Raw genomic sequence first — 23,791 nt, 5'->3', positions numbered from 1 at the left:
GACCCGGCTGCGGATCCTCGAGCGCGGCGTGGAAGCCAGCGTCAACGGGGTGCTGATCGCTGACGCAGGCGAGCCCGATCTGCCGATCATCTATGCCAACGACGCCTTCCAGCGCATGACCGGCTACACACGCGAAGAGATCATCGGTCGCAATTGTCGCTTCCTGCAGGGCGCCGAGACCGATACGGCGGCGGTTGAGCAGGTTCGCCAGCAGCTGGCTCGCCAGTGCGAGGTGCACGTCACCCTGTGCAACTATCGCAAGGACGGCACCCCCTTCTGGAACGATCTCTACATTGCCCCGGTGCGCGATGAGGAGGGGCAGGTCACCCACTATGTGGGCATCCAGCATGACATCTCCGAACACAAGGCCTATGAGGCCCGCCTGGCCCACCACGCCAGCCATGATGCCTTGACCGGCTTGGCAAACCGCGCGTTGCTCGAGGATCGGCTGGTCCATGATTTCGAGCTGGCCAGGCGTCAGGGGCATCTGCTGGCGGTCCTCTTCGTCGACCTCGACGAGTTCAAGCCCATCAATGACAGCCTGGGCCACGCCATCGGGGACCAGCTGCTGCTGGGGGTCTCACAGCGCCTGTCCGCGGCGATGCGCGCGGGCGACACCCTGGCGCGCCTGGGCGGCGACGAGTTCGTGGTGCTGCTGCCGGACCTGCACAACGAGGAGCAGGCGTTGCAGGTGGCGGAGCGGCTGCTGGCGCTCATTGCCCGGCCCTATCGGGTCGGCGAGCATGAACTTTCGCTGTCTTGCAGCATCGGCATCGCCGTCAGCAGTGCGGAGGTGTCCCAGCCCAACGAGCTCATCCAGCAGGCGGACATGGCCATGTACCGGGCCAAGCAGCAAGGCCGCAATGCCTACTATTGGTTCACGCCCGAGATCACCCATCGGCTGGGTGATCGCGTCGCGCTGCGCAATGAGCTCCAGGAGGCGATTGATGTGCAGGCCTTCGAGCTGCACTATCAGCCCTTGATCGACCGGCAGGGTCGGGTCGTGGGCGTGGAGGCGCTGTTGCGCTGGCCAAACCCCCTGCGCGGTTATGTCTCTCCGGCACAGTTCATTCCCCTGGCCGAGGAGACCGGCCAGATCATCCCGATCAGCGAGTGGGTACTCCGCCGGGCCTGCCATGACCTGCGAATGCTCGACGGGGCAGGGCAGGGCCTCCTGAATGTCGCCGTCAATCTCTCGCCGCTGCAGTTCCATCGCTCGAGCTTTCTCGGCAACCTGCGCCAGACCCTGGCCGTCACCGGCTTACCGGCGCCAAAACTGTCCCTGGAGCTGACCGAAGGCGTGTTGATGAACGATACCGAAAGTGCCATCGACACCCTGCATGCCCTCAGGGAGATGGGCGTGGGCGTCGCCATCGACGATTTCGGGACTGGCTTTTCCAGCCTCAGCTACCTCAAGAACCTGCCCATCGACACGGTGAAGATCGACCGCAGCTTCGTCAGTGAAGTGACGCGTAATGCCGAGGATGCCGCCATCATCCAGGGCATCATCTCCATGGCGCACCACCTCGGGCTTATGGTGGTCGCCGAAGGCATCGAGCATGAGGAACAGCACCGCCTGCTGATGGCGCATGGCTGCGATCTCTTCCAGGGCTTCCACCTTGCGCGTCCCATGCCACTGGAGCGCCTCATCGAATTCCTCGAAGAGAGCCGCTCGGTCTCCCTGGGTGAGTAGCGTTGCCGGCAGCGGGAATGCTCGGGAGTAGGCAGGTTCAGCGCGTCAGCATCAACTCGACCAGCTTACCCGTCGGACTCACTCCCGATACGTCAGGTTGGTCTCCCAGCTTTTCGCGCTTTCCTCGATGGCGCGTCTTACCCCCTCGGCATCACCCGCCTGGAAGGCGGCATAGATCGCCTTGTGATCATTGAGGGCGGTTTCCGGCAGTGTCTGCATCGAGGTCTCGAGGGCCGCCTCTATCAACTCCAGTAGCGTCCGGCCGACCCGGATCGTCATGGGATTGTGGGTGGCATGCAGGATGGCACGATGGAAGCTGACATCGTGGCGTGATGTCTGCTCGCCGTTGGCAATCGCCGTGGCCATGTCGTCAATGGCCTGCCGAATGCGCTGATGGTCTTCATCGGTGGCGTTGGCCATTGCCTGGAGGGTGTAGGCGGGCTCGAACATCGCCCGGAACTCGAGCACGTCGCGCGTCATGCCGCGCGCCAGGATCATGCCGAAGGCCATGGGGTCGACCAGGGGATCCCCCGGCTCGCGCCGGATGATGGTGCCATGGCCTCGCCGGACCTCCACGATACCGATCGCCTGGAGCATCTTGATGGCTTCGCGAACGCTCGATTTGCCGATGCCCAGACTCTGGGTCAGTTCGGTCTCGGAAGGCAGGTAGTCGCCTGGCTTGAGGTCACCGCGAATCAGCGCGGACTTGATCCGCTCCAGTATCTGAAAGGCAATCGAGCTGCGTTCGATGGAGCCGCCGAAGCGTTCCGACGGCTCCGGCGAAATGGCCGGGTTGGACAAGGTGTTCATCAAAAGTTCTCTTGCTGTCGTTGGCCTACGAGAGCATGGGTCGCTGGCGTGCTGAGCCCGGTCGTTTGTGGCGAGACATCACTCTACGCAATGTGGAGCGTGACAAACGGCGCTTGCATCTCGGCATGAGCTGAGTCTAGCATGACCCAAGTCATCAGACATCAGATGTCTCATCAGTGGTCCGGCTCAGGGACGAGACGGTCGTCGAGATGACCTGCATGTGAAGCCCATCAGGGCGCGAGAAAATCAGATTCGGTGCCATGCCATGACCAGACAGCGCGTCATCGTGCTCACTACAGGTGGCACGATTGCCAGCAAACCCGGCGGGACCGGACGCAACGTGTCCGGGGCCATGTCAGGCGAGTCGCTGCTGGAGCGTGTGGCCGTGCCGCAGACGCCCGACCTTGAGGTCGAGGTTCGATCGATACTCCAGAAGCCAAGCAATGCCATCAGCCTGGACGACCTGATGGAGATGGCTCGCCAGTGTCAGGCACTGGAACAGGATCCCGATGTGATCGGTATCGTTATCACGCATGGCACCGATACGCTGGAAGAGACCGCCCATTTCCTCGACATCACGCTCTCGCTCGAGGCCTGCGCCCTGGTCATGACCGGCTCGCAACGTGCCCCGCACGAGGAGGGCACCGATGCCTTTCGCAATCTTGCCAATGCCATCACCGTTGCCGCAGCCCCCCGAGCAAGAGGCATCGGCGTGACGGTCGTCTTCAACGAGTCGATTTTCGCCGCACGCAGCGTCCGCAAGCTCAACAGTTATCACGTGAACGGTTTCGGGGCACCGGGTGTCGGCGCGCTGGGGTATGTGGATGGCCAGCGGGTCCACGTGGCTCAGCTGCCACGCCGAGCAGCCCCGCTCCCACTCGGCGATCGCCTGCCCCGTATCGACATCCTCTCGAGCTACCTGGATGCCAGCCCGCGACTGATCGAGGCCGCAGTGGCCAGCGGCGCACAAGCGCTGGTGGTGGAGGGCCTTGGCCGCGGGCATGTGCCGCCGACGTGGTTGGAGACCATCGGCGAGGTAACGCGTGGGGGTATACCGGTCGTCGTGGTATCCGGCTGCCATGAAGGGCCGGTCAACACTCGCTATGAGTTCCCAGGGAGTCTGGCCAGTCTCCAGGCACACGGGGCCATTGCCGTTCGCGACTTGAGTGCGCGCAAGGCTCGCCTGACCCTGGCTGTCCTGCTTTCCACCGAAGGCACGGAGGGCATTGCCGCTCGCTTTGAACAAACGATGTCCTGATCCTGCTGAGTCGGAGGTGTTGATTCGGCAGGTACTTGACGCCAAGCCAGCGCTTGGCCCCACCACCACAGCCCACCAACATAGACCAACATAGATAGGTGCAAACAATGAATAACAAGTTGACCAAGGTATCACTAGCGGCCGCAATCGCGGCAGTATCTTTCGGGATCAGCCAGGCGCAGGCGGCGGATTTCAACTTCACCTTCGCCCACGTGCTGATCGAGGAAACCCCGAACGGACAGGCGGCGCTGCGCTTCAAGGAAGAAGTCGAGGAAAAGTCGGACGGACGGATCAGCATCGAGGTGCTCCCCGCCGCACAGGTGGGCGGGGATGTCGAGATCATCGAGCAGATCCAGATGGGGCTGGTCGATATCGGTATTCCGCCGACGGCCACCCTGGGGAATTTCGAACCGCGCATGCAGATCCTCGATCTGCCGTTCCTGTTGCCGGATTACGACACCATGGTCGAGGTGCTCGACGGTGACGTTGGGCGTGAGATCCTCGATACCCTCGATGACGACAACATGTATGGCGTGAACTTCTGGGGGGCCGGTTTCCGCCACATCACCAACAATGTCCGTCCGATCGAAACCCCGGAGGACCTTGCCGAGGTTCGCATGCGGACCATGCAGGCGCCAATCATCATCTCGACCTATGAAAATCTCGGCGCCAACGCGACGGCGATGGCCTTCACCGAGGTGTACAACGGCCTGCAGCAAGGGGTCGTCGAGGGTCAGGAAAACCCGCTGGCCAACATCTACACCATGCGCTTCTACGAAGTGCAGGATTACCTGTCGCTCACCAATCATGCCTATCACGCCTATGCGGCAGTCATCAACAGCGACTCCTGGAACTCGCTGCCCGAGGATCTGCAGGAAGTGATGATCGAGGCGTTCGATAACGGTCGCCAGGCGTCGCGCGAGCTCACCCTTCAGGATGAGGAACGAATCCTTCAGGAGATCGAAGGCGAGATTGCGATCAATGAGATCACGGACGACGCTCGTGAAGACTTCATCGAGGCGAGCATGCCGGTGCATGAAGAGTACGAGGATATCGTGACGACAGAGCTTCTGCACAAGGTCTACGACGCCGTGGGCATCGAGTACTGATCCATGTTCGAAGCGCTCAATAAGCTCATTGATCGCTTGGAAAAGGTGGCGATGGTCGCTTTCATGTCGATTGCGACCATCATTACCACCTTCCAGGTCGTCTATCGCTACGGCTTCAATAGCTCGCTCTCCTGGGCGGAAGAGGTCGTGATCTACTCCATTGTCTGCATGAGCTTCGTCGGGGCCAGCATGGGGGTTCGCCATGGGGTCCATATCTCGGTGGACGTGCTGAATGCCTTCGCACCCCCTGCGGTGAATCGCTGGCTTCACATCCTCACGGCCGTCCTGGGCATCGCGTTCGCCATTGCCCTGGCCTATCTGGGGTTCAGGCTGTTCTTCAGTACCCTCGAGCGCGGGATGCTGTCCCCTGCGATGCGCATGCCCATGGCCTGGGTGTACTTTCCCATTGGCCTTTCAGGGCTATTGCTGATCATCCGCTATTGCTGGGTGATCCGGGAAGTGTGGCAAAAGCCGCCTGTCTCGATGGCCGAAGAGCTGGCTGCCGAGAAAGACAAGCTGGTGTGACGGTCGTCCTGCCCATCGCGACTACCTGAGGAAACCTCATGATTACGGCCTTGTTGCCCATCTTCTTTGCGGTATTGCTGTTGGGGCTGCCGATCTTCGCGGCGCTGGCCTTTGCCGTGATACTCGCCATCCAGTTCTTTGGTAATACCGACCCGGTCATCGTGCCGATGCGCATGTTCTCGGGCATGAACAACTTTTCGCTGATGGCGATTCCCTTCTTCATCCTGGCCGCCGAACTGATGCGCATTGGCGGCCTGTCAGACCGCCTGATCGATCTGGCCAAGGCGCTCGTCGGCTGGGTGCCCGGTGGGCTGGCGGCGGCGACGGTGCTGTCCTGTCTGTTCTTCGGTTCCATCTCGGGGTCGAGTCCGGCCACGGTGGTCGCCATCGGCAGTATCATGTTTCCCGCCCTGGTGGCGGCCGGTTATGACAAGCGCTTTGCCATCGGAGTGATCGCCACGGCGGGGACCCTGGGGCCCATCGTGCCCCCCAGCATCGCACTGATCATCTACGGTTCGGTCACCGGCACCTCGGTGGGGCGCCTCTTCGCCGCCGGACTGCTGCCCGCGATCCTGATTGCCTCGATCCTCATCGCCTATTGCATCGTCTACGCGTCCTTCAAGGGCTATGGCCGCAGCACGTTCCCGTCGCTGCGCGAGATCGGTTCGGCATTCAAGGCGGCGGCCTGGGGGTTGGGCTTGCCGGTCATCCTGCTCGGCGGGATCTACAGCGGTGTTTTCACCCCTACGGAGTCCGCCGCCGTGGCCTGCATGTACGGCCTGTTCGTCGGGATGGTGGTCTATCGCAAGATCGACTTCAAGAACCTGCTGTCGACGCTGAACAGCGCGGGGCTGATGTCGGCGTCCCTGTTGCTGATCACCGCGGGGGCATCGGCCTTCTCCTGGTTGCTGGCGATTACCGGGGCACCGACTCAGCTGGCAGGGGAGGTGCTCTCATGGACTGAAGACCCCATCCAGGTCATGGCGCTGTTCAATGTGGTCATGCTCATTGCCGGCTTCTTCCTCGACAGTGCCTCGGCGATCATCGTGCTGTCGCCGCTGCTGCAGCCCATTGCCGCGCAGGTCGGCGTGGACGCGACCCATTTCGGCGTCATCACGCTGATCAACTTCTCGGTCGGCATGATTACCCCGCCCGTGGGCCTCAACCTCTTCGTGGCCATGGCCATCTCCAAGATGACATTGCCCGAAGTGTTCAAGGCCTGCCTGCCGTTGATCGGCCTGATGCTGCTGTCCCTGGTGATCATTACCTACGTGCCCTGGTTCAGTACCTACCTGCCTGACTTGATCTACCGCTGAGGAGGCGTCATGACAGAGATAGCGCATCTTCATGAAGCGCTGGATGGGCAACGCCTCTGGGACGATATCCAGGCGCTGGCGACCATCGGGGGCCTCGAGCCCAAGGGGATTCGACGGCTGGCCCTCGACACCCAGGACAATCAGGCTCGCCTGTGGCTCGCCGAGCAGGGCCGGTCGCTCGGCTGCCGGGTCTATTTCGATGCCCTGGGCAATCTCTTCCTGCGTCGCGAGGGGCAGGATGCCTCCCTGGCCCCGCTGTTGATCGGTAGCCACATGGACAGTCAGCCCCAGGCCGGTGCGCATGATGGGGCCCTGGGCGTTCTGGCCGGTCTGGCCGTGCTCAGGACCTTGCAGGAGCAGGGCATTGAGCACCATCGCTCGCTCGAGATCGTCTCCTGGACGAACGAGGAAGGCGCGCGCTTCGCACCAGGTGCCTCGGGATCTTCCTGGTTCGCCGGGCAGCGGGAGTATGACGATATCGTGGCCGCCCTGGACGGCGACGGCGTGCGCTTCGGTGATGCCCTCCAGGAGTGCCTGACCCTGCTTGAGGACAAGGGGCTCGAGTACCGTCCCGCGCCCTTTGTACCGTACGCCTTTCTCGAGCTTCACATCGAGCAAGGGCCGGTGCTGGAACAGCAGGGGAAACCGGTGGGGGTCGTCAGCGGGATTCAGGGGGTCAACTGGTATCGCATCCAGGTCGAAGGCGTGGCCAACCATGCCGGCACGACGCCGCGACAGGCCCGCCGGGACGCCTTCGATGGTGCCCATGAGCTGGTGACAGCGCTGAAGGCGGCGACACGGGAGCAGGACGATGACCTGCGCTTCACCATCGGCAGGTTCTCTCTGTGGCCCGATGCCGTCAACACCATTGCCCAACGGGCCACCTTCACCATCGATCTGCGTCATCCCGATGCACGGGTGCTGGAGGCACTCGACCGCCACTTCCATGCCCTGGCCGAACGGCAGTGGAGTGGCTGTGATGTCACCCTCGAGGTGACCTCCCGGGTGGCGCCGGTGGCATTTCCCGAGCCTCTGCTGGCCGTGCTCCGCGAGAGCGCCGACAGTGTCTGTGCAGAGGCGCCGGAACTGGTTTCGGGTGCCTTCCATGATGCCATCCATCTGGCGCATGTCTGCCCGACGGCCATGCTCTTCACGCCCTGCCGAGCGGGCATCAGCCATCACCCCGACGAGCATATCGAGCGTCAGGATGCCGACATCGCGGCGCGTGCCCTGGCACACGCTGCCGAGACACTACTGATAACAAGGAATAACGCCCATGACTCAGACCATTGACGCGGCCGTCGCCGCTCAGGGTCTCACCCTCCCCGCCATCCCGCGACCCCGCGGCGCCTTCCTGCCCTGGTCACGGCTGGGCAGCCAGCTGTTCCTGGCGGGCCAGATCTGTGAACGAGATGGCGAGGTCCTCTATCCGGGTAAGGTGGGCACCGAGTTCGACCTGGCGACCGGCAAGCTGGCCGCTCAGGCTTGTGCGCTCAATCTTCTCGCCTCGCTCAGCGATGCCGTAGCAGGCGATATGCGCCGTGTGGTGCGCTGTGTGCGTATGAACGGGTTCGTGAACGTGGCGCCCGGCTTCCACGACGTGCCGCTGGTGATCAACGGTGCCTCGGATCTCTTCATTGCCCTGTTCGGAGAGAATGGACGCCATGCCCGCACGGCGATCGGTGTCGCCACGCTGCCCGGAAATGCCGCCGTCGAAGTGGAAGCGATCTTCGAGATTCGCGACTGATACCAGGAGTCACGCCATGACGGATTCACCCCTGATGCGCCCGCTGCGCGACCAGCACGCCGGGCTTCGCAGCGGCAAGCTCACCGCCGCCGCCCTGGCCGAGGCCTCTATGGAGGCCAACAGAACCCGCGGCCAGCGGGATCATGCCTACCTGACCTGGAATGGCGAGGTCGCCCTGGAGACGGCCAGGGCCACCGATCGCGTGCTCGCCAGTGGCGGTGACACGGGGCCGCTGATGGGCGTGCCGGTGTCGATCAAGGATATCTATGCGGTACCGGGGCTGCCGACCTATGCCGGATCCGCTCGGCGGTTGCCGCGACACTGGGAGGAGCCCGGTCCCATGGTCTCGGCGCTCCTTCGGCAGTTGCCCAGCGTGATGGGCAAGACCCATACCGTGGAGTTCGCCTTCGGCGGTCTGGGCACCAATGCCCACTGGGGGGCGCCTCGCAATCCCTGGGACCGGGTCCATCATCGGACACCCGGCGGGTCCAGCGCCGGTGCCGGGGTGTCACTGGTCAACGGCACGGCCAGTCTGGCGCTGGGAACGGACACGGCAGGCTCGGTACGTGTGCCTGCCGCGATGACGGGTGTGGCAGGTCTCAAGACGACGGTCGGGCGCTGGTCCACGGCGCAGATCGTGCCGTTGTCGGCCACGCTGGATACGCCGGGCTTGCTGGCCCGCAGCGTCGACGATCTGGCCTTTGCCTTCGAGGCGCTGGACGGGGCCCTGACGTCGCGATCCCGCAGCGTACCATCGCGCCCATCACTTGCCGACCTGACCTTCGGGGTTCCGGAGGCCTATTTCTGGGAAGACTGCAGTCCGGGCATCGCCGAGTCCGTTCAGGCCGCCATTCGTCAGCTTGAGGCCGCAGGGGCGCGCATCGTGACGCTCGATCTGCCCCGTACCGATGAGGTCTTCACCCTGTTCCAGCAGGGCGGGCTGGCAGCGGTAGAGCTGGCCGCCTTTCTCAAGACCCAATTACCGGAAGCCATCGACGGCCTGGATCCCAATGTGGCGGCCCGGGTCAAGGCGGCCGACGACATCCCCGGCTGGGAATACGTTCGTCGCTGTGATGTGCTCGAGTCGCTGTCGGCAAGCGCCGCCGAGTGCCTGGCCCGCGTCGATGCCCTGTTGACCCCGACCGTGACGCTGACGCCGCCGACCCTGGAGAGCCTCGAGCCGGACGGGGCCTATGCCAGGGCCAACATGCAGGCCCTGCGTAATACCGTGGTGGGCAACTTCATGGGGCTGTGCGGGCTGACACTGCCGGTGGGCAAGGATGCTGCGGGCATGCCGGTGGGGTTGCAGGTGCTGGCCGGGCCCTGGCAGGACGCGCGGCTGCTGGCCATCGGTCAGGCCATCGAGGCCGAGCTGGGTAACAGCCTGGCCATCCTCGGCGCCCCGCCGGCCCCGTGATATCGCCGTGACCGGGCCACGGCAGCCGGTGACCCAAAGCGCAGAGAGGAGAGCAGGCATGACCGACAGTGTCGACGACACAATCGACGCCTTCCGGGCCCGGGTGGCCCGAGGCGAATGCGAGGAGCTGACCTGGTGGCATGCCTGCCAGGCGCGCATCGCGGCGCGTGAGGCGGGTGTCCAGGCCTGGGAATACCTCATGCCAGCGACGTCGACCGCGATCCTTCCGGGTACGGGGCAGCGCTTGCGCGGGGTGCCGGTGGGCATCAAGGACATCATCGACACCGCCGAGATGCCCACCACCTGGGGGACCGGCGGCTATCTCGTCTCGCCGGGGGCCGTCGTGGATGCCGCCGTGGTCACCCTGCTCAAGCGTCAGGGGGCCATGCCGCTGGGCAAGACCGTGTCCACCGAGTTTGCCTACTTCACGCCCGGCAAGACGCGTAATCCCCAGGATCTCTCGCGGACGCCGGGCGGCTCCTCCAGTGGTTCGGCCGCCGCTGTGGCGGCCGGCATGGTGCCGCTTGCCCTGGGCACTCAGACGGCCGGCAGCATCATCCGTCCGGCGAGTTACTGCGGCGTCTTCGGCTTCAAGCCCACCGTCAATACGGTCTCCTTCTCGGGGATCAAGGCCTTCGCGCCCTCGATGGATACGCTGGGCTGGTTTGCCCGCCACATCGAGGACATCTGCACGACCTTCACGGCCCTGACTCGCTCTGATCCCATCGAGGCGCTGCCCGATCTCGGCGGCATCCGGGTCGGGCTGCGCAGCCTGCCCGGCGACAGGCCGCTTGACCCCGATGTCGCGCAGGCCCTGTCCAATACCGCCAGACACCTGGAGCAGGCCGGTGCCAGGGTGAGTGCCTTGCCCCTGGATCCCCGCTATGACGACCTCGTCGCCCACCACCAGGTGGTGCTGGCCTACGAGGCGGCGCAGTCGCTGGCCAGCGAGTTTCAGCAGCATGGCGAGGAGATGGGCGCCAGGCTGGTCGAGCTGATCGAGGAGGGGCTGGCGACCTCCTATGCCGACTATCGGGCCTCCCTGCTGGCGGCCGACGAGTGCCGACAGGCCCTGTCGCGGGTGTTTGCCGATGAGGTCGACGTGATCCTGGCGGCGAGCGCCCCGGGCGTTGCCCCGCCAGGGCTGGATGCCACCGGCGACCCAATCTACTGCCGGGCCTGGACGCTGCTCGGGGTGCCGTGCCTCAACCTGCCGCTGAACACGGGGCAAGAAGGGCTACCGGTGGGGGTGCAATTGATCGCCGACCGCTGGCAGGACGAGCGGCTCCTGTCGATTGCGCGAACGCTGGTGGCGCCTGCAGGGTAGGGAGCCTTCGCGCGGGAACGCGCTTGGGTATCCAGGTGGTTTGACGCCGATGATGACACGATCCGAGCGTTGATGGCCTGTCAGGTGACTGGTAGCAAGGGGACCTCGCCACTTGCCTGCTGAGTCGAATGGGTGCATTATTCGAATCATAATGTGAGCCGAATATGGTGTGTGATCGGCTCTCTGGCTTCGTCCTGGCGATTTGAAATGACGGTTCAAGCCCCTAGATGGATCTGGCAGCATCACGACTGGCCTCGTTTCACGTGGCAGGCGGGAGAGATTCAGCCCCGCCTACAGAAGTGCTGGAGGAATCTGGGCATCTTGCTTGGCCGGTCAGGAGCGCTCGGCCTCGGTGATGAACAGGAGGCAGAAGCGAAGACGGCTCTGGATACGCTTTTGCAAAACATCGTCACCTCATCGGCGATTGAAGGTGAGCGCCTCAATGTCGCCTCTGTGCGTTCTTCTCTTGCACGGCGGCTTGGCATTGAGGAACCGGACGGCCCACCCTCGCCGCGGTCCGAGGGCCTGGCGGAATTGATGCTGGATGCCATCCTGAATTCTGACTCACCGCTGGATGCAGAGAGGCTGCTTCAGTGGCATCGATGGCTATTCCCTGATGCTGAATCTTCCCTGACGGCACTGCGGCCTGGCCAGTGGCGTGGATTGGAGCCGATTCAGGTTGTATCGGGCCGAATTGATCGACCCAGGGTGCATTTCGAAGCGCCACCCAGAGAGGGTTTGGAGGTTGAGATCGATCAGTTCCTGGAATGGTTCGAGTCCAGCCGTCATGATCCAGCGCTGGATCCTCTCATTCGAGCGGGCTTGGCGCATTTTTGGTTTGTGACCCTTCATCCGTTCGAGGATGGCAACGGGCGTATCGCCCGGGCAATCGCCGATCGCGCCTTGGCGCAAGCGGACCAGCAGAGTATTCGCTTGTATGCCATGTCAGCAGCGATCCTGGCGCGAAGGGACGATTACTATCGCTGCCTGGAAGCGAGCCAGCGGGGAACTCCGGACCTTACCGCGTGGCTCGCCTGGTTCCTGGATACCTTGGACGCCACGCTGTTGGACGTACTCGACAGGGTCGGTCGTACCCTGGTCGAAGCCCGTTTCTGGCAGCGCTTCAGGATGGCCGGACTGCTCCCCGCGCAGATCAAGGTGCTTAACCGGCTGCTTGATGGAGGGGAAAGGGGATTTGAGCAAGGCATCAGTGCTTCTCAATATCAGAAAGTGACGAAGGTCAGTAAGGCAACGGCCACGCGCCACCTGGCCGGGCTTGTGGAGAAAGGTTGCCTGGTAAGGCTCTCTGCAGGAGGGCGAAGCACGCGCTACCAGGTGCCGGAACTGCTTCGCCAGGAAGAGGGGCAGTAGGTCCACCAGAGCCGAGGGATTCCCATCCAGGCGTTGGAGTAAGTCTTCTCGGTGTAAGGCAGGGCCAGTTCTGTTTCGTGTGGCGGGTAGCGAATTGTCGTAGTAGGCCCCTGGCTCACAGCTGTCGCCGCCAGCGACTTTCAATGGTCTCGAGTTCCGCCGGCCCATAGAGGGCCTGGGCATGGCCACTGTAATGGGCCCACAGCTGGTCGCCCGCATCGTAGTGCCACCATTCGCTTGGCAAGTTGGTAAAGCCCTGCTCCCGCATCGCGCCATGGAGGCGGCGGCGGTTGTCGCGGGCCTGTCGCTGTCGGGCGTCCGGGCGAGGAATCTCCTCCAGCGCGACGGTGTGGGAGGCCGGCACGGCCTCGTCGAACAGGGTGCCCATGTCCAGCGGCAGCCCGTCGGCATCGCTCAGGGTCACATCCACGGCACCGCCGGTGAGATGGGGGCTCGGCGAGCTCGCCTCACGACTGGGCACGGAAACGAATTCCCGCGTTCGCTCCAGCAGCGTCTCGTCGCTGAGTTCGGGATGGTGAGACCGGATGGCCTCCTGCAGCGTATCGAAGAGGTACTGCTGCACGCGCCAGGGTCGCCAGCCGTCCAGGACCACCAGCCCGAGTTCCGCGGGCAGGGAGCGTGCCACCTTCAGCAGCCGCCGATAGACCCCTTCACGGACATAGCATTCGTTGATCGCCCCGGGAACGTCCTGCTTGGCATAGACCGGGAAGATCCTGATCGGTGACGGTGCCAGGCTCAACGGCACCAGGGGCTCGTCACTTCCCGTGATGGGGATGCGGCTCACCACCGACCAGTCGGGGTCGGGGTGGCGGTCGATGGGCGATGACAGGGAGCGGTTCACGGGCGTCTCCATGGGGTCAGCCAAGCTGGGTCGGTAGCCAGAGGGTCAGGGAAGGGAAGAGGATCAGCAGGATCAGTACCAGGATCGCCGTCACCACGAACGGCCAGATGGTACGAAACAGCGAGGTGATCTCGAGCCGACTCACCGCGGCCGCGACGAACACGCAGGCGCCCATCGGCGGGGTGATCAGGGCAATCGTGATGTTCAACGTGATGATGATGCCCAGGTGCACCGGGTCGATGCCCGCCATCATGGCCACGGGAGAGAAGATCGGCGTCAGCAGCATCAGGGCCGAGACCTCCTCCATGAACATGCCGGTGACGAAGGTGATCAGGCTCAGCAGCAGCAGGATCACCACTGGCTGCTCGATGTAGGGCGCCAGCAGGGCCACGAACTCGTTGGGCACCTGGGCATAGGAGAGCAGCCAGCTGATGGTGGCCGAGGCCGCCATGATCAGGAAGATCGCCGAGGTCAGGCGCGTCGTGTCGAGCATGGCCTTCCAGAAGTCGGCGAGGCGCAGATTGCCCTGCGCCAGGCCGCACAGCGCCACATAGAGCGCCGTCAGTGCCCCGGATTCGGTGGGCGTGACGAAGCCCATGACGATCCCCGAGACGATGATGAAGGGTGCCACCAGCGCGGGCAGGGCGCCCAGGGCCGTGACGACCAGCTCCCGGCGTGAGGGGAGTCCGCCACGCTTTTCCAGTCCCTTGTGCCAGGCATACCAGGCATTCATGGCCATGAACGCCAGGCCCAGCAGCAAGCCCGGGATCACGCCGGCAAGAAACAGGTCACCGACCGAGGTATTGGTCAGCGAGGCGTAGAGGATCATGAAGATGCTGGGCGGGATGATCGGCCCGATCAGCGAGCTGCCGGCCGTCAGGCCCGCGGCAAAGGCGGTGGAGTAGCCCTCCTTGCGCATGGGTGGCACGAGCAGCGAGCCCAGCGCCGAGGTGTCGGCCACCGCGGAGCCATTCACCCCGGCGAAGAAGACGCTGGAGACCACGTTGACATGGCCCATGCCGCCGCGCAGGTGCCCGACCAGCAGCTTGGCGAAGGCCATGAGGCGATCCGTCAGCCGCGTCACGTTCATCAGGTTGCCGGCCAGGATGAACAGCGGAATGGCCATCAGCGAGAAGACATTGATGCCGCCGAAGAACTGCTGGGGCATCATGCGCGGGATCATCGTGGGGTCGACGAACAGAAAGCCCACCACTGCCGTGGCCAGCAGCGAGATGAACAGCGGCAACCCCAGCAGGACGTGCACGAGGAAGACGGCCAGCATGGTCAAGGTCATGCGGGATCCTCCGTGAGCGTCTTGAGGGGCGCCGGACCATGCCACAGGGCATGCCAGGCCAGCAGCGCGAAGCCGATCGGCACCGACAGCATAGGAAGGGTCCTGCTGATGCCCAGCCCCTGGCTGGTGAACATCGAGACGGACATTGCGTAGCGATAACTGATGATGGCGGCGCCAACGGCAATGCCCAGGGTGAGGAGCCACTGGTAGAGGTTAAGGAGGCGGCACAGCGGCGCCGGAAGCAGGCGCTCGATCAGCGCAACGCGCATGTGGCCGCCCTCCACCCAGACGGCACCGGCCCCGAGCAGCACGCTGCCGATGATCAGAAAGCGGGCCAGCTCGTCTGTCCAGATGGGTGCCCCGCCCGCGAGGTAGCGCATGAACACGCCGAAGAGGATCACCGCCAGATCGATGAGCAGGAGGCTGCCGGCAACAGTCAGTGACACGGACCGGCTGATGGCCAGTACGCGGGAGTTCGATAACGTCATGGAGGGATGCCATTTGTCATGGGGCAGGGGGTAGCCCCTGCCCGAACTACAGGACGTCTCAGGGACGGCGAGGTTTACTCAACCAGGTGGGTCATCCCGGCATCCTCGAGCGCCATGTCGATGAAGGACGGATCGATGTCCTGCTCGCCGAGCCATTCCAGATAGGCCGGCTGGCCCTGCTCGCGGAACGCTGCCAGCTCGTCCTCGGAGGGCCGGATCACCTCCATGCCCTGCTCCTCGAGGTAGGCGATGCGCTCGTCGACACGGGTCTCGTTGTGCTCGCGGGCCAACTGGTTGGCCTCCTCCACCGCCTCCATGACGGCCTCGCGCGTCGCGTCGTCCCAGCCGTCGATCATGGCGCCGTTGCCGACCAGGAACTGGTCCGAGTACTGGATGTTGGCCAGCGTCAGGTAGTCCTGCACCTCGTAGAGGCTGCCCATGATGATGTACATCGGCGGGTTCATCTGGCCATCGGCGACGCCGGTCTTCAGCGCCATGTAGACCTCGGTCCAGGGGATCGGCGTGCCGGAGGCCCCGAAGGCTTCGTAGAGCGCGACCTGGCTGGGGTCCATGGCACGAAAGCGCAGCCCCTCGAAGTCGCTGGGCGAGGAGATGGGTTTCTCGTCGCTGGTGAAGGCCAGAAAGCCGCCTTCCTCGACCACGGCCAGCAGCTCCACGCCGGTGCGCTCGCGCAGGGCGTCCTCGACGGCCTGCCAGTACTGGCCTTCGTCGAAGAAGGTGCGTGCCGATTCGAAGTCATCGAAGAGGAAGGGAATGGCGCTGACGAACACTTCCGGCACCAGGGGAGACATGCCCGCGAAGGAGGCGATGTTCAGGCTGGGGCTGTTCATCGTCTGCTCCATGCGCTCCTGTTCCTCCCCCAGCATGCTGTTGGGGTAGAGCTTGAGTTCGATGTCGCCGTCGGTCTTTTGCTCGACCAACTCCTTGAGGTTGGTGGCGAAGACATGCACGGCATTCTTGTCGGGATCCGGGGCGCCGTTGTAGCTCAGGTCCACGGTCGTGGCGGCATGCGCCTGGCTGGCCAGGGTGCCCGCGGCCAGGACGGCGGCGGTGAGGGAGGACACGGCAAACGATCGAGTGGGATTCATGCTTGGACTCCGGGCGTTGTTGTTGGTGGAACGGCCGGCCTGTCGGCCGGTATATGGGCAGACTAGGCGTTGCTGCGTTGACTAATCAAACCCTTAAGCGTTGCTTTTACGTCAACACCTGGCGCTGAGCAGGCGCGGTGCATCGGCATTGAAGAAGCGCATCCCCCGGCAGAGGTGTTCCAGACAGGCCTTCGAGGCCACCGTGAGCTCGCGGCCGGTGAGGCTCACGATCTGGGCCCGGGCATCGCTGAGCACAGGATAGGCCATGGGGAGGACGGTGATATCCCCTTGCTGGATCTCCTCGGCCACTGTCAACTCGGGCATGAAGGTCACCCCGATGCCCGAACGCACGAAATTCTTCAGCACGGCCACCGAGTTGGTGTGCAGGCGCGCCTGCAGGAAGATGCGTTCCTGGTGGGCCACGGCATTGACCATCTGGCGCATGCCGAAGGGGTTGTCCATCAGGCCGATCGGCCAGCGCACCAGGTCCTGCAAGGCGACCGGCCGAGGGAAATGGGCCAGTTCATGGTCGGTGGGGACGATCAGGTCCAGTGGCTGGCGCGTCTCGACATGGCAGGTCAGCTGCGGGTCGACGGGGGGCGCATAGAGGAGGGCGAGTTCGACCTCGCGATCCCTGACCAGCGCCATGGCCTCGTTGACCCCGGCCATCACCACCTCCAGCTCGATCCCCGGGTAGGTGGTCATGAAGGATTGCAGGGGAGCGGAGATCAGGTCGGCGATGAAGCCTTCACCCACCGCGATCCGGACCTGGCCGCTGACCAGGCCTTGCAGCGCCGACAGGCGGGAGATCACGGCGTCCTCTGCCGCCTGCTGACTATGGTGATGATCGACCAGCATGCGCCCCGCCTCGGTCACCTTGATGCCACCGGCATGGCGTTCCAGCAGCCGGGTGTCGAGCTCTTCCTCGAGGTGGCGGATCTGCCGGCTGATCGCCGAGACATCGACACCGAGGTAGGTGGCCGCCTTGCGCAGTGAGCCGCGACGAATCACTTCGCTCAGGTAGGAGAGGGCTCGGGAGTTGAGCATTGGCCGCAGTGCCTCGTGAAACAGAGATGGAAAAGGAGAGCAGTGCGTCTCTGGGGCGGACCATACATTCTTTAAATGATGATCTCATGTTGGTAGCCATGCCATGGCTAAATACCCTGCCACATAGGTATGTCAAGCAAAGGATAATGACAGGCTCTTCACGACCCTAACCAAGACACCACTGAGGGCACCTTCCTAACGTTCTTGGAGAAGGGCCTGATAAATCGCCCAAACCGTATCCGACTCGTCAAGACCAAGACCCTTGTCGAGGCCGAGCGCCTGACGGCGGACATTGAGGTGGACCTCGCTGAGGCGCTTGCTGCTTACTAAAGACCGTTTGGGAATCACGCGAGATTTTAGCGGTGAGTAGGCACGCTAATGATTGCTGCCCGTTAGAAGCTGGCTTCTCTCTGGTGACGGATGGCCAGTATCACCACAGTGTCCCCATCGAGACGGTACCGTGCGATGTAACCGCTATCACCAAAATCAATCAGCCAATCCCGGTATTCCTCGGGTAGATCATCAATCGGGCGCCCGATATGTGGGAATCTTCCAAGCTCCTGGAGGCCCTGGATGATCGCCTTGGCGGCTCTCTCGGCGGCTGCTGGATGCTTCGGCCGTAGGAACTCACGCAGTCGCTCCAGATCCCGGACTGCCGCCGGGGAAAAGATCACTTGTGGCATCTTGGGGCCGACGCCTCATCATCCTTTCCCCAGTTGACCAGCCACTGCTCCACTTCGTCAGCGGTCGCATGCAGGCCAGTCGCTTGGTATTCCTCCCAAGCGTTGAGCGTGTCCTGCCTGAACGCCTCTCGTCTTTCCTCTTGCTCCACATACTGCTCGATGGCCTCACGCATGAGCCAGTGTGCCGAGCGATGACGGGCGTCGGCCAGACGCTGCACCCGCTTTTTCAGATCGTCCTCGAGTTTGATGGATGTGGGTTTTGCCATGCCGACCTCCGTAGCAAAAGGTAATACCTGTAACTACTATAGGTCGTGTCGGCTGACCTGTCGATGGCCAGCCCAAGGTGGACTGGCTGGTGCCACGGCTCGAGGCGGCAGGCCGGGCAGGGGCCTGGGCAGGTGGCCAGGTGGGCCTTCGAGGCCGTCCCAGACGTGCCCGAAGCCCCTGTTTTGGCTACACTGTCGCCCCCCAGCCACTGCCGCAATCCGGGATCATCCGATGTCACACTACTACCGCCTGGTGGTTTCCTGTCCCGACCGCCTGGGCATCGTCGCCAGGGTCTCCAACTTCATCGCCGGGCACGGCGGCTCGATCACCGAGGCCAGCCAGCACTCCGACCTGGAGGCCGGGCGCTTCTTCATGCGCTACGAGATCCTGGCCGACTCCGTGGGCATGCCGCCGGAGACGCTGCGCGAGGCCTTTGCGCCGATCGCCGACGAGTTCGAGATGACCTGGGCGCTCACCGACACCCGCCAAAGGCGTCGGGTGGTGCTGATGGTGTCGCGGGAGACTCACTGCCTGGTGGACCTGCTCTATCGCTGGACGGCGGGGGAGCTCGACTGCGATATCGCCTGCGTGATCTCCAACCACGAGGACATGCGCGGCCTGGTGGAGTGGCACGGCATCACCTACCACCATGTGCCGGTCAAGGCCGACGACAAGCCGGCCGCCTTCGCCGAGGTGCAGCGGCTGGTGGACGACGCCCGCGCCGACTGCGTGGTGCTGGCGCGCTACATGCAGATCATGCCGCCCGCGCTCTGCGAGCGCTTCCAGGGCCGGATGATCAATATCCATCACAGCTTCCTGCCGTCGTTTGCCGGCGCCAGGCCCTACCACCAGGCGCACCAGCGCGGCGTGAAGCTGATCGGGGCCACCTGCCACTACGTCACCGAGGAGCTCGATGCCGGGCCGATCATCGAGCAGGACATCCACCGGGTCAGCCACTGCCACACGCCCAGCGACCTGGTGCGCTTCGGGCGGGACGTGGAGAAGGCGGTGCTGGCCCGAGGCCTGCGCTGGCACCTGGAGGATCGCGTGCTCATCCACGGCAACAAGACCGTGGTCTTTGCGTGAGGTGATCTCGTGACAATCCGATCGCCCGTGTCCAGGTCAGCGCGGGCGATCTCTCTATCGGTAGGGCGCTCGTTCGCTATAAGTGACGCAGCTTCTCCAGAGCGGCGTTGCTCAGGAACGTCGACCGGCTTTTTACGCCGTGCAGCGTCACGTACTCGTCAATCTGCCGGAGCACCGTGCCTGGCAAGGTGACGGTGACCTTCTCGGCTTTTCCCAGGTACGGGGTCAGGTCGATATCGATCATCCCCCAGCCCCAGCCCTCGAAGTCCGGATTCCGGCGGTGTTCGTCGATCCTGCCCGGTTTGGGGACGGGCTCGCCGCGAGCCACCCTCTCTTGAAGCACAATATGCGCGGCCTCGACGGCATTATCGTAGGCCTCCTCCGGGGTATCCCCGGCACTGATGGCGCCGGGAATGTCGGGGAAAACGATGCCTGTAGCGGTGTTCTCGTCTCCCCACTCGATAGCGATGGGATATTGCATCGTGTGCCTCCGCAGGGTCAGGAAAGCCCCGCCTGTTTGCGAATCTGGTGGACAGTGCCTTTCGGCAAGTCTTTCTTCGGGTGTGGGACAGGAAGGGCACCGGGCCTCTTGGGATGTTTGAAAACGTGGTGGCTGCCCCGTATTCGATCCAGCACCCAGCCAGCAGCTTCCAGCTCTTTGATGAGTTCGCTGCTTTTCACCGCTTTCTCCCGCTGCATTGTAGCCCAAATTATACGGCCAGCCGTATTATGGTGTACACCCCGCTACCTCTTGCCGCCAACCAGGATGGCCTCCATTGATGACTCTCGTCGTCACGTCCACGGCGCAGGCCCGGGCGTGCCCGAAGCCCCTGTTTTGGCTACACTGTCGCCCCCAGTCTTAGCCGCAACCCGGGATCATCCGATGTTACCCGACTACCGTCCCACCACAGCTGCCTGCCGCTGGTCCTTGCCTGACGGAGTGACCTCATGACGATTGCCGAACCGGTTCTCGCCCCCTGGCTGCTGTGGCTCTGCGGCCTGGTGTCGCTGGTGGTCGTCGGCCTGGCGCTGAGTCGCCGGCCCTGGGTCGCGCTGCTCGAGGACCATGCCCTGCAGCACCGTTGGCTCGCCGCTACCGTGATGGTGATGCTGCTCTGGCAGCTTCGCGCCCAGGCGGTGGACTGGCTGACACTCCACCTGATGTTCACCGCCTTGCTGACACTCATCTTCAAGGCGCCGCTGGCGCTGCTCTCGATCACCGCGATCAACATCGCCATGGTGCTGCTGGGGCGCATCGAGTGGTCGCTGCTGGGGGTGAACGTGCTGGTCACCGGCGTGGTGCCGGCCCTGGTGATGGGCATCGTCTGGCGGCTGGTCGACCGGCGCCTGCCCGACAACCTGATGGTCTTCCTGTTCGTCTGCGGCTTCTTCGGCTCGGCGCTCGCCACCCTGGCGACAGGGCTCGCCGCCGTGGGCCTGATGGCACTCGGCGCCAGTGACGCCGAGGCGCTTCGCCAGGCGCTGGAGTACGCCCGCTTCCTGCCGCTGCTGATGCCCAGCGAGGCCTTCATCACCGGCATGCTGATGAGCATCCTGCTGGTTTACCACCCCGGCTGGGTCGCCACCTTCAATGATCATCGCTATATCGATACGAAATAGGCGTTCCCGGTGGTTCATGCAGGCTTGGTCGATTCGACGCCTTGATGGGTGCGCTGCCGTGTCATCCTGACCGTCCAACCACTGTCCGGATGATCGCGTCGGTTTCCATGCGTGACGTGATGGGTTTCCTGTCGAGCGAGATGCCCGGGAAGAAGTCATTACCTTCCTCACGATTCGCGCGCGCAGTCCGTTTGAGCTCCAGGATATAGGGGTAACATTCCGCCAGGCTCAGCCCATGAACACACCCCAGCAGGTGATACGCTTCATGAACGGCCACATCCGTTGGCCTCTGAAGCAATTGGTTGAATGAGACCGACTGTCCGACCACGTACCCTCGGGTGTGCGTATTGGTTTCGACGACACCCAGTATTTCCGGTGCCAGCCACGAGACGAAAAAGTCACCGACGTTGCGTCCTACCACCGCCATCAGCCGGTCGCAAGGCGGTGCCAGGGGCTGAAGCGCGACATCCTCAAGGATGCCATTCATCAAGAACGCCGGTCGCTTCCATGGCCTCACCCAGGGGATTTCCACCTCCAGGTCGAAGACAGAGAGCTCTTCACCCACCTTCTTGAACAATGTTCTGGCGCGACTTTCGGTAATCCCCTCGTCGACGAGCAAGCACACCCTGAGCGTTTCCACGGGGCCGAAGTCGATGGTGCTCAAGGTATCCGGATCATGCTTCCCTACCGTCGCGCAGGCGGAGGTGAACATGGCCAGCAGGAGGGGGATAATTGGTGCCATCTTGAGGCTCTGCATGCCGACACCTCACCAGCTGGAGGGAGAGCGTGATGGCCGGCGGCGTTGCATCGATCCTCCGAGCATCCACCCTTGCCATGCCGTCCTTGCAATAAAGCTGGTTACGCAAAGTTACACAAGCATGGTTTTCTTGAGGCTTACAGCGGCAGGGTCAGCTGCTGCCGTGCCTCCTCGGGCACCAGTCGCACGCCGACGCCGAGCAGGCGCACGGGGCGGCGGGCGCGGGCCCAGGCCTGTTCCAGCAGGCGGGTGTAGCTCTCGGCGTCGGGGCTGAGGCCGCGGCTCTCCAGGGTGGTGAGGCTGAAGTCGTCGAAGCGGACCTTGACGAAGAGCCCGGCCATCGGCGGGTGGCCGTGGCGCTCCAGGCGGCCCTGCAGCTTGTCGCAGAGTGGGGCGAGGGCGGCGCTGGCGGTTTCGAGGTCGGGGAGGTCGTGGTCGAAGGTGGTCTCCACGCTTACCGACTTGCGCTCGCGCTCGATGCGCACCGGGCGCTCGTCGATGCCGCGGGAGAGCTCGTAGAGCCGGCGCCCGAACTTGCCGAAGTCGTCCAGCAGGCGCTCGATGGGAAGCTCACGCAGCTCGGCGCAGGTGCGGATGCCCATGGCGTCGAGCTTGGCGCCGGTGGCTGGCCCCACGCCGTGGAGCTTCTTGACCGGCAGGTCGCGCACGAAGGCATCGACCTTCTCGGGCGGGATCACCGTCAGGCCGTCGGGCTTCTCCCAGTCGCTGGCGATCTTGGCCAGGAACTTCGACGGGGCCGCGCCCACCGAGACGGTGATGCCGGTACGTCGATAGCACTCCTCCTTGAGCCAGCGCGCCATCCAGGTGGCGCTGGCGCGAAAGCCCTCGACCTCGGTGACGTCCAGGAAGGCCTCGTCCAGCGACAGCGGCTCCACCAGGGGGGTGAGTTCGTGGAACACCGCCTGGATCTGCCGCGACACCTCGCGATATTTCTCGAACTGGCCGCGCATCAGGGTCAGGTGGGGGCAGAGGCGCAGGGCCCGGGCGGTGGGCATGGCGGAGTGGATGCCGTAGGTGCGGGCGGGATAGTTGCAGGTGGCGATCACCCCGCGCTGCTCCCGCGAGCCGCCGATGGCCAGCGGGATGTCGCGCAGGGCGGGGTTGTCACGCATCTCCACCGCGGCGAAGAAGCAGTCGCAGTCGGCGTGGAGGATCTTGCGGATGCGCTCGGTCATGGGGCGAGGAGCAGCCGGGGCCGATCAGAGGGCCTGGCCGCTGCCGCCACGGATCACGCCCACGCCGATGCCCTCGATCTCCAGCGGGTCATGGCGCAGGTCCACCTCGATGGGCGCGAAGTCGGGGTTCTCGGCCTCCAGGGTGACCACATGGCCCTGGCGGTGGAAGCGCTTGACGGTGACCTCGTCCTCCAGGCGCGCCACCACGATCTGGCCGTCGCGGATGCGTTCGGTGCGGTGCACGGCCAGCAGGTCGCCCTCGAGGATGCCGGCGTCCTTCATGGAGAGGCCTCGCACTCGCAGCAGGTAGTCGGCGCGTGGGGTGAAGTATTCCGGGGGCAGCGGGCAGTAGCGGTCGATGTGCTCGGCGGCGAGGATCGGGCTGCCGGCGGCCACCTCGCCGATGATCGGCAGGCCCTGGGCCGGCTCGTCCAGCCCCTCGTCGTTGGCGGCCTCCGGCTCCTGGGCCGGCAGGCGGATGCCCCGGGAGGTGCCGCGGATCACCTTGATCGCTCCCTTGCGCTCCAGGGCGCGCAGGTGCTCCTCGGCGGCGTTGGCGGACTTGAAGCCCAGCGCCCGGGAGATCTCCGCCCGGGTCGGCGGGTAGCCCAGCTCGTTCATGGTCTTGACGATGAAATCGAGCACGTTCTGCTGCCGGGCCGTGAGTGAGCGACTCATGGGACCTCCAGGGTCGGTTACCAGGGGGGGGGCGATCGCCTCGCCACGCGTCTGGTCAAGTATACAGCATGTCTTTCTGTCCAGTAAAAGAGTGGGCAGCAGCCAAGCGGTGGGGTGTTGTAGGAGCCGTG

At 64.1% G+C, this 23,791-nt stretch carries 25 protein-coding genes and 1 pseudogene; 13 read left to right on the top strand and 13 right to left on the bottom strand.

Annotated elements, in window-relative coordinates; all coding sequences use genetic code 11:
* A partial coding sequence (locus QLQ86_RS09655) for a putative bifunctional diguanylate cyclase/phosphodiesterase (RefSeq protein WP_282816750.1) occupies positions 1 to 1,693 on the top strand: 1,693 nt, incomplete at its 5' end.
* A gap of 78 nt (positions 1,694 to 1,771) precedes the next feature.
* On the opposite strand, the gene QLQ86_RS09650 is transcribed toward QLQ86_RS09655, so the two are convergent.
* On the bottom strand, positions 1,772 to 2,503 hold the full coding sequence (locus QLQ86_RS09650) for a FadR/GntR family transcriptional regulator (RefSeq protein ID WP_282816749.1): 732 nt from the start codon (positions 2,501 to 2,503) through the stop codon (positions 1,772 to 1,774).
* Between the two features lie 265 nt (positions 2,504 to 2,768).
* Between QLQ86_RS09650 and QLQ86_RS09645 the strand changes: the two genes are divergently transcribed.
* The 9 genes from QLQ86_RS09645 to QLQ86_RS09605 all read left to right on the top strand — a co-directional run bounded on the left by QLQ86_RS09645 (position 2,769) and on the right by QLQ86_RS09605 (position 12,573).
* Complete coding sequence (locus QLQ86_RS09645) at positions 2,769 to 3,761, top strand: asparaginase (RefSeq protein WP_282816748.1); 993 nt, start codon at positions 2,769 to 2,771, stop codon at positions 3,759 to 3,761.
* 107 nt (positions 3,762 to 3,868) lie between these two features.
* A complete protein-coding gene (locus QLQ86_RS09640; protein WP_282816747.1) occupies positions 3,869 to 4,870 on the top strand; it encodes a TRAP transporter substrate-binding protein in 1,002 nt (333 codons plus the stop codon).
* 3 nt (positions 4,871 to 4,873) lie between these two features.
* A complete protein-coding gene (locus QLQ86_RS09635; RefSeq protein WP_282816746.1) occupies positions 4,874 to 5,395 on the top strand; it encodes a TRAP transporter small permease in 522 nt (173 codons plus the stop codon).
* Between the two features lie 38 nt (positions 5,396 to 5,433).
* Positions 5,434 to 6,711 (top strand): TRAP transporter large permease, encoded by a 1,278-nt coding sequence (locus QLQ86_RS09630; protein ID WP_282816745.1) that lies wholly within the window; start codon positions 5,434 to 5,436, stop codon positions 6,709 to 6,711.
* Between the two features lie 9 nt (positions 6,712 to 6,720).
* Positions 6,721 to 8,004 (top strand): M20 family metallo-hydrolase, encoded by a 1,284-nt coding sequence (locus QLQ86_RS09625; RefSeq protein ID WP_282816744.1) that lies wholly within the window; start codon positions 6,721 to 6,723, stop codon positions 8,002 to 8,004.
* Positions 7,988 to 8,458: a RidA family protein gene (locus QLQ86_RS09620; protein WP_282735313.1), complete on the top strand. Its 471-nt coding sequence runs from the start codon at positions 7,988 to 7,990 to the stop codon at positions 8,456 to 8,458. The genes QLQ86_RS09625 and QLQ86_RS09620 overlap by 17 nt, the downstream gene beginning before the upstream one ends.
* A 16-nt stretch (positions 8,459 to 8,474) precedes the next feature.
* The gene (locus tag QLQ86_RS09615; protein WP_282816743.1) at positions 8,475 to 9,875 is read left to right on the top strand and encodes an amidase; all 1,401 of its coding nucleotides are present in this window, start codon (positions 8,475 to 8,477) and stop codon (positions 9,873 to 9,875) included.
* A 58-nt stretch (positions 9,876 to 9,933) separates the two neighbouring features.
* Positions 9,934 to 11,202, top strand: coding sequence for an amidase (locus tag QLQ86_RS09610; protein ID WP_282816742.1), 1,269 nt, complete (start codon positions 9,934 to 9,936; stop codon positions 11,200 to 11,202).
* 207 nt (positions 11,203 to 11,409) lie between these two features.
* Complete coding sequence (locus QLQ86_RS09605; protein WP_282816741.1) at positions 11,410 to 12,573, top strand: Fic family protein; 1,164 nt, start codon at positions 11,410 to 11,412, stop codon at positions 12,571 to 12,573.
* Positions 12,574 to 12,688: 115 nt separating this feature from the next.
* Here QLQ86_RS09605 and QLQ86_RS09600 read toward each other — a convergent pair whose 3' ends face one another.
* From QLQ86_RS09600 to QLQ86_RS09580, 5 genes are all read right to left on the bottom strand, one after another.
* The gene (locus QLQ86_RS09600) at positions 12,689 to 13,435 is read right to left on the bottom strand and encodes a M15 family metallopeptidase (protein WP_326521277.1); all 747 of its coding nucleotides are present in this window, start codon (positions 13,433 to 13,435) and stop codon (positions 12,689 to 12,691) included.
* A 16-nt stretch (positions 13,436 to 13,451) separates the two neighbouring features.
* Positions 13,452 to 14,729 (bottom strand): TRAP transporter large permease, encoded by a 1,278-nt coding sequence (locus tag QLQ86_RS09595; RefSeq protein ID WP_282816739.1) that lies wholly within the window; start codon positions 14,727 to 14,729, stop codon positions 13,452 to 13,454.
* Positions 14,726 to 15,217: a TRAP transporter small permease gene (locus tag QLQ86_RS09590; RefSeq protein ID WP_282816738.1), complete on the bottom strand. Its 492-nt coding sequence runs from the start codon at positions 15,215 to 15,217 to the stop codon at positions 14,726 to 14,728. Before QLQ86_RS09590 ends, QLQ86_RS09595 begins: the two co-directional genes overlap by 4 nt.
* A gap of 74 nt (positions 15,218 to 15,291) precedes the next feature.
* Entirely contained in the window at positions 15,292 to 16,326 is a 1,035-nt protein-coding gene (gene dctP / locus QLQ86_RS09585; protein WP_282816737.1) for a TRAP transporter substrate-binding protein DctP, read from the bottom strand.
* Positions 16,327 to 16,437: 111 nt separating this feature from the next.
* Complete coding sequence (locus tag QLQ86_RS09580; RefSeq protein ID WP_282816736.1) at positions 16,438 to 17,373, bottom strand: LysR family transcriptional regulator; 936 nt, start codon at positions 17,371 to 17,373, stop codon at positions 16,438 to 16,440.
* A 174-nt stretch (positions 17,374 to 17,547) separates the two neighbouring features.
* Here QLQ86_RS09580 and QLQ86_RS20150 point away from each other — a divergent pair.
* Positions 17,548 to 17,703: pseudogene (locus tag QLQ86_RS20150) on the top strand (hypothetical protein); the annotation flags it as partial.
* Between the two features lie 62 nt (positions 17,704 to 17,765).
* On the opposite strand, the gene QLQ86_RS09575 reads toward QLQ86_RS20150, so the two are convergent.
* Together QLQ86_RS09575 and QLQ86_RS09570 are read right to left on the bottom strand one after the other, a co-directional pair.
* Positions 17,766 to 18,056: a type II toxin-antitoxin system RelE/ParE family toxin gene (locus tag QLQ86_RS09575; RefSeq protein ID WP_282816735.1), complete on the bottom strand. Its 291-nt coding sequence runs from the start codon at positions 18,054 to 18,056 to the stop codon at positions 17,766 to 17,768.
* Positions 18,044 to 18,322, bottom strand: coding sequence for a CopG family ribbon-helix-helix protein (locus tag QLQ86_RS09570; protein WP_282816734.1), 279 nt, complete (start codon positions 18,320 to 18,322; stop codon positions 18,044 to 18,046). Before QLQ86_RS09570 ends, QLQ86_RS09575 begins: the two co-directional genes overlap by 13 nt.
* A 232-nt stretch (positions 18,323 to 18,554) precedes the next feature.
* On the opposite strand from QLQ86_RS09570, the gene purU reads away from it, so the two are divergent.
* Positions 18,555 to 19,409 (top strand): formyltetrahydrofolate deformylase, encoded by an 855-nt coding sequence (gene purU / locus QLQ86_RS09565; protein WP_282735301.1) that lies wholly within the window; start codon positions 18,555 to 18,557, stop codon positions 19,407 to 19,409.
* A 76-nt stretch (positions 19,410 to 19,485) separates the two neighbouring features.
* Here the strand turns inward: purU and QLQ86_RS09560 are convergent, their stop codons facing one another.
* Both QLQ86_RS09560 and QLQ86_RS09555 read right to left on the bottom strand, forming a co-directional pair.
* Entirely contained in the window at positions 19,486 to 19,890 is a 405-nt protein-coding gene (locus QLQ86_RS09560) for a type II toxin-antitoxin system HicB family antitoxin (protein WP_282816733.1), read from the bottom strand.
* A 17-nt stretch (positions 19,891 to 19,907) separates the two neighbouring features.
* A complete protein-coding gene (locus tag QLQ86_RS09555; protein ID WP_133633765.1) occupies positions 19,908 to 20,090 on the bottom strand; it encodes a type II toxin-antitoxin system HicA family toxin in 183 nt (60 codons plus the stop codon).
* A 267-nt stretch (positions 20,091 to 20,357) separates the two neighbouring features.
* Here QLQ86_RS09555 and QLQ86_RS09550 point away from each other — a divergent pair, with 267 nt between their 5' ends.
* Complete coding sequence (locus tag QLQ86_RS09550; RefSeq protein WP_282816732.1) at positions 20,358 to 21,029, top strand: energy-coupling factor ABC transporter permease; 672 nt, start codon at positions 20,358 to 20,360, stop codon at positions 21,027 to 21,029.
* A 61-nt stretch (positions 21,030 to 21,090) separates the two neighbouring features.
* Here the strand turns inward: QLQ86_RS09550 and QLQ86_RS09545 are convergent, their stop codons facing one another.
* From QLQ86_RS09545 to lexA, 3 genes are all read right to left on the bottom strand, one after another.
* The gene (locus QLQ86_RS09545) at positions 21,091 to 21,786 is read right to left on the bottom strand and encodes a hypothetical protein (protein WP_282816731.1); all 696 of its coding nucleotides are present in this window, start codon (positions 21,784 to 21,786) and stop codon (positions 21,091 to 21,093) included.
* Positions 21,787 to 21,923: 137 nt separating this feature from the next.
* Positions 21,924 to 22,970 (bottom strand): DNA polymerase IV, encoded by a 1,047-nt coding sequence (dinB, locus tag QLQ86_RS09540; protein ID WP_282816751.1) that lies wholly within the window; start codon positions 22,968 to 22,970, stop codon positions 21,924 to 21,926.
* A 36-nt stretch (positions 22,971 to 23,006) separates the two neighbouring features.
* Positions 23,007 to 23,660 (bottom strand): transcriptional repressor LexA, encoded by a 654-nt coding sequence (gene lexA / locus QLQ86_RS09535; protein ID WP_282735297.1) that lies wholly within the window; start codon positions 23,658 to 23,660, stop codon positions 23,007 to 23,009.
* Positions 23,661 to 23,791: the final 131 nt, after the last annotated feature.

The organism is Halomonas rhizosphaerae, from assembly GCF_030012485.1.
Lineage (GTDB): Bacteria > Pseudomonadota > Gammaproteobacteria > Pseudomonadales > Halomonadaceae > Halomonas > Halomonas rhizosphaerae.
Note: the sequence above shows the minus strand (reverse complement) of the source record. Positions and strands in the feature narration are given on the sequence as shown.